This is a genomic window from uncultured Paraglaciecola sp., assembly GCF_913058035.1.
GTDB lineage: Bacteria > Pseudomonadota > Gammaproteobacteria > Enterobacterales > Alteromonadaceae > Paraglaciecola.
In genome coordinates this window covers 1-10,963 of the sequence record NZ_CAJXPA010000153.1, presented here as the reverse complement: position 1 = coordinate 10,963, position 10,963 = coordinate 1, and the positions used below count along the sequence as shown (strand labels likewise).

Genomic DNA, 10,963 nt, shown 5'->3' with positions numbered 1-10,963 from the left:
AATATACTTTAACTGCAAATAGCGTGGAAGAAACACTCAGGATAATGCTAAAATTACCTTCTGAACGTTGGCGTTTTTTGCATTTGTGTATATCAATTTTGTAAAACACCTAATTTAATGAAGTTCAGACACCTCTGCACAGTTGCAGCTAAATTACATAATATGTTTGTTGCTTATTAATTAGTCATCGATTAACGATACTCATCACCATTAGGTTTTTCTTACTAATTTACACATGGACTACTGCAGTAAAAGAGTCTAATGGTGCTGTGTATTAATTTAGAGTAGTGCTATTGCGTATGATAAAAATTACTAAAGGGTTAGACCTTCCTATTCAGGGAGCGCCAGAACAAGTTATTCAAGATGGAAACTCTGTTACCAGAGTCGCTATTTTGGGTGAAGAATATATTGGAATGCGCCCAACAATGCATGTCCAAGAGGGCGATAAAGTGAAGAAAGGCCAGATGCTTTTTGAAGATAAAAAGAATCCTGGCGTGAAATTCACCGCTCCCGCAGCTGGTAATGTTATTGCCGTCAATCGTGGTGCAAAACGTATTTTGCAATCTGTGGTGATCCAGGTTGAAGGTGATGAAAGTGAAGTATTTGCTAAATATAATACGACCGAACTTGCGACATTAGATACGGCTAAAATACAAGAGAATTTAGTTGATTCTGGTATGTGGACGGCTTTTAGAACCCGTCCTTTTAGCAAATCTCCCGCACTTGACTCAAAACCACATTCAATATTTGTTAGTGTGATGGATACCAGCCCTTTGGCTGCTGATCCTCAGATAATTATTGCTGAGCGTAGTGAAGATTTTACTACTGGTTTGCAGGTTATCAGCCGTCTAACAGATGGTAAAGTGTACGTTAACAAAGCACCTGGAGCTGACGTTACTACTGGCGATGCCAATGTTGAAGTGAACGAGTTTTCTGGGGTTCACCCTGCAGGTCTAGTGGGAACGCACATACATTACCTAGATGCAGTAGGACAAGGTAAAAAAGTATGGCATGTAGGCTACCAAGACGTTTTAGCAATTGGCAGCTTATTTACAACAGGTGAATTAGACAACCGAAAAGTTGTGGCTTTGGGTGGTCCTGAGGCAAAAAATCCACGCTTGGTGCGTACATTGTTAGGTGCTGATATTGCTGAACTTACCGCTAATGAAGCCAATGATGGCGAAATGCGCATTTTGTCTGGCTCAGTACTGCAAGGTAATCACGCCCATGGTGTGCACGGTTATCTAGGTAGGTTTCACAATCAAGTGTCTATTTTGCGCGAAGGTCGTGAAAAAGAATTGTTTGGTTGGATTAAACCAGGTGTTAACCAACACTCAGTGACGCGTGCTTATTTTGGTCACTTCAGTCCTAAAAAACTATTTGGCATGACTACCACAACAAATGGCTCTGATCGTTCTATGGTTCCCATAGGTAATTATGAACGTATCATGCCGCTAGACATTTTGCCTACTTTACTATTGAGAGACATCATTTCTGGCGATACAGATAGCGCTCAAACTCTGGGCTGTTTGGAGTTAGACGAAGAAGATTTAGCACTATGTACTTATGTTTGCCCTGGCAAATATAACTATGGGCCGATCCTGCGAGAATGTTTAGATCAGATTGAGAAGGAGGGTTAATGATGGGCTTAAAAGTATATTTAGAAAAAATCGAACCTAATTTTGAAGCGGGTGGAAAATATGAAAAATTTTATGCCTTGTATGAAGCGGCAGCGACCATTTTTTATACGCCTGGAACAGTTACCAAGGCGAACACTCACGTAAAAGACAGTATCGATTTAAAACGAATTATGATCTTTGTGTGGATGGCAACCTTCCCAGCCATGTTCTTTGGCATGTTTAACATTGGACAACAAGCACAGAACGCTATAGTTACAGAAGGCGCAGTTTGGGCTGATACAGCCACCGCATTCTGGCAAGCGGGGCTATTTGAGATGCTTGGAGGTCAGCTTGACGCTAACACTAGCTGGATTGGCTTGATGTTATATGGAGCTTGTTTCTTTGTGCCAGTTTACGCCACTGTATTTGCTGTAGGTGGATTTTGGGAAGTGTTATTTGCTTCTGTAAGAAAACATGAAATTAACGAAGGATTTTTTGTTACTTCAGTTTTATTCTCGCTTACTCTTCCTGCCACCATTCCTCTATGGCAAGCAGCTTTAGGTATTACTTTTGGCATTGTTATAGCGAAAGAGATATTTGGTGGTACTGGACGTAACTTTTTAAATCCAGCATTGTCTGGTCGTGCATTTTTGTATTTTGCTTACCCTGCACAAATTTCAGGTGATTCAATTTGGACAGCTGCAGATGGATATTCAGGCGCAACGTGGCTAAGCCAAGCGGCCAATGGTTCTGTTACTGATTGGAGCCTAAATGCTGATTGGTTTGACGCATTTTTGGGTAACATTCAAGGTTCTATGGGCGAAGTGTCGTCGTTAGCTATCTTAATCGGTGGGCTATTTATTATCTATATGCGAATAGCTTCATGGCGAATTGTGTTAGGTGTGGCTTTAGGTGTATTCCTGTTTTCAAGCCTCTTAAATCTTGTAGGAAGTGCATCTAATCCGATGTTTGCTATGCCTTGGTACTGGCACATGGTGATCGGAGGTATGGCCTTTGGTATGTTCTTCATGGCAACCGACCCTGTGTCAGCAGCATTTACAAATCAAGGGAAATGGGCTTATGGTATTTTAATTGGTTGCATGACGGTAATGATCCGTGTTCTGAATCCGGCTTTTCCTGAAGGTATTATGTTAGCAATACTGTTCGCTAACTTGTGGGCACCTTTGTTCGATTATTTTGTTGCCCAAAGCAATATAAAACGGAGGATCGCACGTGTCGGCTAAAAAAGAAACGCTTGGTAAAACCGTAGGTGTTGTGGTTGCTGTATGTTTAGTTTGCTCAATTATTGTATCAAGCGCAGCTGTTGGCTTACGTGACTTACAAGAAACTAACGCGGCAATAGACAAGCAATCAAACATTGTCGAAGCAGCAGGATTGATAGACGTAGCTGCTGGTGACATTTCTGGAACGTTTGATAAGTTTATTGAAGAACGCTTTATTAACCTTGAAACAGGCGAGTATGTAGATGAGCCAAAAGATGGTTACGACATGTATAAAGAGGCCAAAAATCCTAAGTTTTCAGTTGAAGTCAATGACAATAATGTAGGTTTTAAACAACGAGCCAGCATTGCAAATATTTATTTAGTCAAAAATGCTGTAGGAAAAGTCACTCGATTGGTACTGCCAGTCCATGGTAGCGGCCTATGGGACTTGATGTATGGGCTCTTAGCGATTGATGCCGATGGAAATACCGTACGCGAACTGATTTATTATCAACACAAAGAGACTCCAGGTTTGGGCGGTGAGATACAAAACCCTAGCTGGAAAGCTAAATGGAACGGTAAAAAGTTGTTTGATGATGGCGAAGTAGCTATTGAAGTTAACAAAGGTGATAACTCGAGCGACCAGTACGCAGTTGATGCGCTTTCAGGCGCTACACTAACCAGTAACGGTGTGGAAAACACATTGACTTACTGGGCGGGTAAGAATGGCTTCGGGCCATATCTTAAAAATCAGACTTGGAAATCGTAAGGGATTCACACAATGACTGAAATTAAAGAAATGAAAAAGGTCTTGTTTGGACCAGTCTTAAACAATAACCCAATAGCATTGCAAGTGCTGGGCGTTTGCTCAGCCTTGGCAATCACTACCAAATTAGAAACCGCCTTGGTTATGTCGCTGGCATTGACCACAGTAACGGCGTTTTCTAACTTGTTTATCTCACTTATTCGAAATCATATACCCTCGAGCGTAAGGATTATTATTCAGATGACTATTATTGCCTCTTTGGTAATTGTAGTTGACCAAGTGTTGAAAGCTTACTCATACGAGATATCGAAGCAGCTTTCGGTGTTTGTTGGTTTAATTATTACCAACTGTATCGTTATGGGACGTGCAGAAGCCTACGCTATGAAAAGTCCACCATTTATGTCTTTCCTCGATGGTCTTGGTAACGGCATTGGTTATTCCATGGTGTTAATCATTATCGGAACTATCAAAGAGTTATTCGGTTTTGGTACGTTGTTAGGTTTTGAAATATTACCTTTAGTTCAAGATGGAGGCTGGTATCAGGGTAATGGTTTACTGATTTTACCTTTCAGCTCATTCTTTTTGATTGGAGGCCTAATCTGGGCAATCAGAACTATACGTCCAGCTCAAGTCGAGCCAAAGGGATAATTCATGGAACATTATATTAGTATTTTTGTAAAATCTGTTTTTATTGAAAACATGGCTTTGTCACTATTCTTAGGTATGTGTACTTTTTTGGCCGTATCCAAAAAAGTCAAGACCGCTATGGGTTTAGGTGTTGCGGTTATAGTCGTTTTAGGAATTTCGGTGCCTGTTAATCAGGTGATATTCGTAAATATCTTAGCGCCGGGAGCACTTGACTGGGCTGGTTTCCCAGAAGCAGATTTAAGCTTTTTGAGCTTTTTGACTTTTATAGGCGTAATAGCTGCATTGGTGCAAATATTGGAAATGACGTTAGATAAGTTTTTTCCTGCATTATATAACGCACTTGGGATTTTCTTGCCCCTTATCACAGTAAATTGTGCGATTTTTGGTGGTGTTGCATTCGCAATACAACGCGAATATAACTTCAGTGAAAGTATTGTTTACGGTATAGGTAGTGGATTAGGTTGGGCGATAGCGATCACCTTACTTGCCGCGGTTCGTGAAAAACTTAAATATGCAGACATGCCGGAAGGTATACGAGGTTTGGGTTCAGTATTTATGATTACTGGATTGATGGCACTTGGTTTCCAATCATTTACCGGCATTGCACTGTAAACGACACTTTGAGGAATAATTAAATGAATCCGAATGAAATTTATCTTGGTGTGGGAATGTTTATCGCCATAGTTTTAGCGTTAGTGTTTATCATCATGTTTGCAAAATCTAAATTGGTACCAGAAGGTGAAATAACCATTACAATTAATGGTGGTGCTGAAGCATCCATCACAGCTCAGCCGGGTGACAAGCTTTTAGGCGCTTTGGCCAACGCTGGTATATTTGTTTCTTCAGCTTGTGGCGGTGGAGGCACATGTGGCCAATGCCGTGTCGATATCAAAGCCGGTGGTGGAGAACTCCTACCAACTGAGGTAGACCATATTAGCAAAAAAGAGGCTAAGCAAGGCTGTCGATTATCTTGTCAGGTATCTATTAAAGAAAATATGGACATTGAGTTAGAAGAAGAAATTTTTGGAATCAAAAAGTGGGATTGTGAAGTTGTTTCAAATGATAACAAAGCCACTTTCATCAAAGAGCTTGTCTTAAAGATACCTAATGGCGAGAGTGTTCCTTTCCGAGCGGGTGGTTATATTCAAATTGAAGCGCCACCTCATCATGTTAAGTACAAAGATTTTGATATTCCTGAAGAGTACCGAGGTGATTGGGAAAGGTTTGGTTTCTTCAATATTGAGTCAAAAGTTGAAGATGAAACTATTCGGGCTTATTCAATGGCTAATTATCCTGAAGAAGCAGGTATTATTATGTTGAATGTGCGAGTCGCTTCACCGCCACCTAACAACCTTACGTTACCAGCAGGGAAGATGTCTTCTTATATATGGAGCTTGAAAGAAGGTGATAAAGCAACTATTTCAGGTCCATTTGGTGAGTTCTACGCAAAAGAGAGCCCTGCTGAGATGGTATTTGTTGGTGGTGGTGCAGGTATGGCACCAATGCGTTCGCACATATTTGACCAATTACGCAGAATAAATACCACACGTCCAATTACATTTTGGTACGGGGCTAGATCTTTGCGCGAAATGTTTTACGTAGAAGATTTCGATATGTTGCAAAAAGAGAACGATAATTTTAAATGGCATGTTGCCTTATCGGACCCTCAGCCTGAAGATAATTGGGAAGGTGACACAGGCTTTATTCATAACGTATTGTTGAAAAATTATCTAAAGGACCATCCAGCTCCTGAAGATTGTGAGTTCTACATGTGCGGACCACCCATGATGAATGCGGCTGTTATTAATATGCTTAAAGAATTAGGTGTGGAAGACGAGAACATCATGTTAGATGACTTCGGCGGATAACCTTAACGCAGTATTAATATTAATTTTTTAAAGGGGCTATATGTCCCTTTTTTCTATAGGTTCGAAATAAAGTATGCAAACGATTTTTAACATCAGAATTTTGATTGTTATTATTTTTACAATCCTAATGGCTTGCTCATCGCCTAAAAACCAAGAAACATACATATCAGGCCCAACAATGGGAACCACATATAATGTAAAGTTTGTATCTGTAGATGGCGTAGAACAGCAAAAATTAAAACGAGAGATTGACCAATCTTTACTCAATATCAATCAATTAATGTCGACCTATATCAAAGATTCTGAACTAAGCAGGTTTAATCAGTGGAGGAGCGTTGAGCCTTTTCCTATGTCAGCACAAACTTTGGATGTATTAATTGAAGCAAAACGTTTGGGTGTTATGAGTGCTGGATTGTTAGATGTAACGATAGGACCATTGGTCAATCTTTGGGGATTTGGTCCACAAAATCGTCCGGAGAAAGTTCCAACTGAAAAATTGATTGACACAACACGACAAAAAGTTGGATTAGACAAATTAAAGATTGGGACAACTTGGGCCAGTAAAAGCCATCCTGACCTATATATAGATTTATCAACTATTGCTAAAGGTTACGCTGTTGACAAGCTTGCAGAACTATTACAGACCTTCAGCATAAACAACTACCTTGTAGAAATAGGTGGCGAGATGCGATTAGCTGGTCAAAAAGCCTCGGGTAAACCATGGAAAATTGCCATCGAAAAGCCCGAAACGGAACAACGTTCAATACAAAAAATTATTAGCGTTGGTGACAATGCAGTCGCTACATCAGGGGACTATCGTAACTACTATGAGCAAAATGGAGTTCGCTATTCACACTTAATCAATCCAACCACTGGTTATCCCATTAAACATAATCTAGTGTCTGTCACGGTGATTCATGCTTCCTCTATGACAGCCGATGGTTTGGCAACAGCACTGAATGTGATGGGTAAAGAAAAAGCATTAGAATTGGCAGAAAAGGACGGTATAGCAGTGTTACTAATTACTAAAGAAAAGGACGGTTTTACCGAGTATACTAGTTCTAAATTTGAGCAACATGTCATTGTTCATTAAAACCACACCACGTTGATATCGATTTTTTTGGAGACAGGTTTGAGTACCTTTATTTTTGCATTTATATTTTTTATAGTCGTAGTAGTCGCCATGTCGGTAGGCTATATATTTCAACAAAAAACCATTGCTGGCAGTTGTGGGGGATTAGGCGCTCTAGGCATAGCTAAAGCTTGTGATTGTCCAGAACCTTGTGATAGAAAGAAAATGCGACTAGAAAAAGTTCAAGCTAGAGAAGCTAAACTAAATCAATGGAAAAAGGACCAAATTCTTTAATCCAATTCAAATAAATCAAAACTAATGAAAACTAATGAAAACGTTAGCTATTATGACGTTTTTACATTGATATATTTTAATATTCCGGCAAAATGCTGATTATATATACAGTGAATTGTTGGCTTATTATTTGCGCAAAATCATTCACATCGATATGGACTGTTATTACGCAGCCGTTGAGATGCGAGACAACCCAGAATATCGGAATGTGCCACTTGCCATCGGCGGAAGTACTGATAGGCGCGGTGTAATATCGACCTGTAATTATCAAGCTCGAACCTATGGCGTACGATCAGCGATGGCCACGGCTCACGCCTTGAAGCTATGTCCTGAATTAGTGTTAGCCCCGGGCAGGATGGCTTTATACAGTGAAATATCCCTACAGATACGCGAAATATTCAGCAGATACACAGACAAGGTAGAACCCCTTTCATTAGACGAAGCCTATTTAGATGTGTCTGATTGTACCTTGTTCTCGGGTAGCGCTACCTTAATTGCCGAAGATATAAGACGAACCATATTTGAAGAAACACAACTCACTGCTTCAGCAGGAGTTGCACCTTGTAAATTTGTTGCCAAAATTGCCAGTGATGAAAATAAGCCCAATGGCATCTGCGTCATTACACCGGATAAATTAGATGCCTTTGTGGTTGCATTACCCCTTGGGAAAATCCCGGGCGTCGGTAAAGTCACACTTACTAAGTTAAATAATATGGGACTTTATAGCTGTGCTGATGTACGCCAGTTTCCTTTTGAAGACTTAATCAAACGGTTTGGTAAGTTTGGTTTAGTGATATGGGATAGAAGCCATGGATTAGATGACCGCAACCTAAGCCTTGCCAGACAACGCAAATCAGTAGGAGTAGAAAGAACTTTAGCTGAAGACATTCACTCACGGGATGAATGTGTCAAAATGATTAACAATCTTTTCCCCTTATTAGAGCAACGACTAAAAAAGTCTCAAGCTAACATTCAGAGTCAGGGCATAAAGCTCAAGTTTTGTGATTTCCAACAAACAACCGTTGAGCATAGATGTCAGGTATTAGATAAACAGTACTTTCTTAAGCTATTATCTGAGGGTCTTTCGCGCCAGGCTAATAGGGGCATTAGATTGGTGGGGCTTCATGTTGCTTTAGCAGAAGCTGAAGAAACAAAGCAGTTAGCTTTTTTGTTTTCATCTTCCGAAGAATAAAATCCTGTAAATAGTTACACTAAGCACAGATATTTCTACATCAAGATAACAAGGAAATTGATTTGTGCAAAAAATGCCCAATAACGTTTGGTTATTAACTTTAATCCAAGCTTTAGCTTTGAGTGCAGGCACTATGCTGGTTCTTGCAGGCGGTGTTTTAGGTGCCCAACTTACACCAGAGCCAAAATGGTCAACTCTTCCTTTAGCCATGAGTATTGTAGGCACTGCTTGTGGTGTGGTACCTATCACACGTTTAATGCAGCACTTTGGTAGAAAACCAGTTTTCATTATGTCAACTGTTCTAGGGTCGCTAGTGGCACTGTTAGCCGCTGCAAGCATTGCCAATAATAGCTTTTGGGGGGTAGTATTATCTGCTTTTTTATTGGGTTTGATGATGTCTGCAATTCAACAAATACGATTTGCAGCCATGGAATCAGTCAACGTTGAGTTGATACCTAAAGCCGCTTCCACTGTATTGTTGGGCGGATTAGTTGCCGCTATCTTGGGCCCAGAATTAGTGACTCTTGGTCAATTTTTTTCGGACCAAGACTTTGTCGGAGGATTTTATTTAACAGCCGCTTTATTGTTATTGTGCAGCTTGCTATTTACTCAAATTGACAATACTCACATTCTTACAGAGGATTCTTCGCTTAGCGGACGAAAATTAAGTGTCATAACACGTCAGCCAGTATTCATACTTGCCGTTTCCGCATCGGTGGTAGGTTACGCTTTGATGAGTTTTATCATGACAGCAACACCATTGCATATGCATGTTCACGAGACTTATTCTTTGCAAGATACAAAATGGGTGATCCAAAGTCATATTTTTGCGATGTTTTTTCCATCACTATTTAGTGGATGGTTAATCAGTAAGTTAGGTACTTCAAATATTATCACCTTAGGCTTAACCACCTATACCGCCACTATCATCATTGCACTAACAGGCAGCGAATGGTTAAGTTATTGGTGCGCATTGGTTTTATTAGGTATTGGATGGAATTTTTTATTTGTTGGCGGCACCGTTTTATTATCACAGAGCTATCAACCTAATGAAAGATTTAAAGTCCAAGGTTTGAATGAATTTTTAGTATTTGGTTGTCAAGCTACTGCGGCACTAAGTGCAGGCGTATTTCTCAATCTAATTGATTGGCGCGGTTTATTGATTGCTAGCTTTGCGATTATTGCGGTTCAATTGATAGTAATTACATGGCAACAAAACAGACAAAAACACTATACCGCATAACATTAACAAATCTTAAACAGCTAGGAGTAATTATGTCATTAAGAATAGGACGTTACCGTCATTATAAAGGTAATGAATATGAAGTGATTGGTGTAGCTATACATTCGGAAGATGAAACCGAATTAGTCGTTTATCGCCCTCTTTACGGTGCAAAAAGTTTATGGGTTAGGCCTTTAAGTATGTTCATTGAAACAGTACAGGTTGACGGCGAAACACAGCTAAGGTTTGAGTATATTAGCTGAGTATTTACAGACAAACCTAAAGTGTGAATTTAAATAATGAGATGATTATCATACTGTTAATTTCTAATTTGAACCTTACATCACAGTTTTTAATACGTTTTTAGCATTGTTTGAACTATATCAGATTAGATTACATGAGTTACATGAGCCAAATTTAAGACAATTTTTTTGTCTAGAAAAAGTTGGCTATACATAAGTTTGATGTTCGACCCCCTTCAAGCCTGAACTTCAAAAAAGTGACCACAAACAGAGATGGATCGAAGTTGAATAAATATTACTGTTAAGCGAAAAGCAAAACGGTAGCAGTCCACAAAAAACCAGCGAAGAGCGCCGCATAGGTTGCTGGCACGATCTGCGACTTCACATGATCCATTAAGTCGCAACCTGTTGTCATAGAGCTCAAAATAGTAGTGTCTGAGATAGGTGAGCATTGGTCACCGTATACACTGCCATTTAAAATAGTTGCAAAACAGACCATCATAAACAGTTCGGGATTATCTAAGCCCTGGCTCTGGGCAATAGTCCATGCCAGAGGCAAACCTAAGGGAAAAGCGATGGCGTATGTGCCCCAACTGGTACCGGTTGAAAACGCGATAACCATGGTCATAAGTTGTAAGATTATGGGTAAACACCAATATGGAATGTGTTCGCCCAAAGATTCAACCAAATAAATCCATCCACCCAACTGTTTGCTTAGCACACCTATGGTTAAGGCAAACATTAATATGACCGAAGTAACCACCAATCCTTTTAAGCCATTTCCAAAGCACTCTAACAATTGTTTACGTGACATACC

General features: G+C 39.9%; 12 protein-coding genes. 11 read left to right on the top strand and 1 reads right to left on the bottom strand.

The window, feature by feature from the left end; translation table 11 throughout:
* Positions 1-299: 299 nt before the first annotated feature.
* From QZ562_RS16475 to QZ562_RS16425, 11 genes are all read left to right on the top strand, one after another.
* The gene (locus QZ562_RS16475) at positions 300-1,640 is read left to right on the top strand and encodes a Na(+)-translocating NADH-quinone reductase subunit A (RefSeq protein ID WP_293762505.1); all 1,341 of its coding nucleotides are present in this window, start codon (positions 300-302) and stop codon (positions 1,638-1,640) included.
* Positions 1,641-1,642: 2 nt separating this feature from the next.
* The gene (locus tag QZ562_RS16470) at positions 1,643-2,863 is read left to right on the top strand and encodes an NADH:ubiquinone reductase (Na(+)-transporting) subunit B (RefSeq protein ID WP_293762510.1); all 1,221 of its coding nucleotides are present in this window, start codon (positions 1,643-1,645) and stop codon (positions 2,861-2,863) included.
* On the top strand, positions 2,853-3,611 hold the full coding sequence (locus QZ562_RS16465; RefSeq protein WP_293762499.1) for a Na(+)-translocating NADH-quinone reductase subunit C: 759 nt from the start codon (positions 2,853-2,855) through the stop codon (positions 3,609-3,611). Before QZ562_RS16470 ends, QZ562_RS16465 begins: the two co-directional genes overlap by 11 nt.
* Before the next feature lie 12 nt (positions 3,612-3,623).
* Positions 3,624-4,256 (top strand): NADH:ubiquinone reductase (Na(+)-transporting) subunit D, encoded by a 633-nt coding sequence (locus QZ562_RS16460; protein ID WP_293762497.1) that lies wholly within the window; start codon positions 3,624-3,626, stop codon positions 4,254-4,256.
* A gap of 3 nt (positions 4,257-4,259) precedes the next feature.
* The gene (gene nqrE / locus QZ562_RS16455) at positions 4,260-4,868 is read left to right on the top strand and encodes an NADH:ubiquinone reductase (Na(+)-transporting) subunit E (RefSeq protein WP_293762494.1); all 609 of its coding nucleotides are present in this window, start codon (positions 4,260-4,262) and stop codon (positions 4,866-4,868) included.
* A gap of 23 nt (positions 4,869-4,891) precedes the next feature.
* Complete coding sequence (gene nqrF / locus QZ562_RS16450; protein WP_293762489.1) at positions 4,892-6,124, top strand: NADH:ubiquinone reductase (Na(+)-transporting) subunit F; 1,233 nt, start codon at positions 4,892-4,894, stop codon at positions 6,122-6,124.
* 127 nt (positions 6,125-6,251) lie between these two features.
* The gene (locus tag QZ562_RS16445) at positions 6,252-7,217 is read left to right on the top strand and encodes an FAD:protein FMN transferase (RefSeq protein ID WP_293762508.1); all 966 of its coding nucleotides are present in this window, start codon (positions 6,252-6,254) and stop codon (positions 7,215-7,217) included.
* Positions 7,218-7,256: 39 nt separating this feature from the next.
* A complete protein-coding gene (gene nqrM / locus QZ562_RS16440; protein WP_293762487.1) occupies positions 7,257-7,490 on the top strand; it encodes a (Na+)-NQR maturation NqrM in 234 nt (77 codons plus the stop codon).
* Between the two features lie 130 nt (positions 7,491-7,620).
* The gene (gene dinB / locus QZ562_RS16435; RefSeq protein WP_293762484.1) at positions 7,621-8,682 is read left to right on the top strand and encodes a DNA polymerase IV; all 1,062 of its coding nucleotides are present in this window, start codon (positions 7,621-7,623) and stop codon (positions 8,680-8,682) included.
* 73 nt (positions 8,683-8,755) lie between these two features.
* Positions 8,756-9,925, top strand: coding sequence for an MFS transporter (locus QZ562_RS16430; RefSeq protein WP_363315374.1), 1,170 nt, complete (start codon positions 8,756-8,758; stop codon positions 9,923-9,925).
* Positions 9,926-9,957: 32 nt separating this feature from the next.
* Positions 9,958-10,167 (top strand): DUF1653 domain-containing protein, encoded by a 210-nt coding sequence (locus tag QZ562_RS16425; RefSeq protein WP_293762478.1) that lies wholly within the window; start codon positions 9,958-9,960, stop codon positions 10,165-10,167.
* Between the two features lie 280 nt (positions 10,168-10,447).
* Here QZ562_RS16425 and QZ562_RS16420 read toward each other — a convergent pair.
* Positions 10,448-10,963: Na+/H+ antiporter NhaC family protein (locus QZ562_RS16420; protein WP_293762475.1), on the bottom strand; the 516-nt coding region annotated here is incomplete at its 5' end.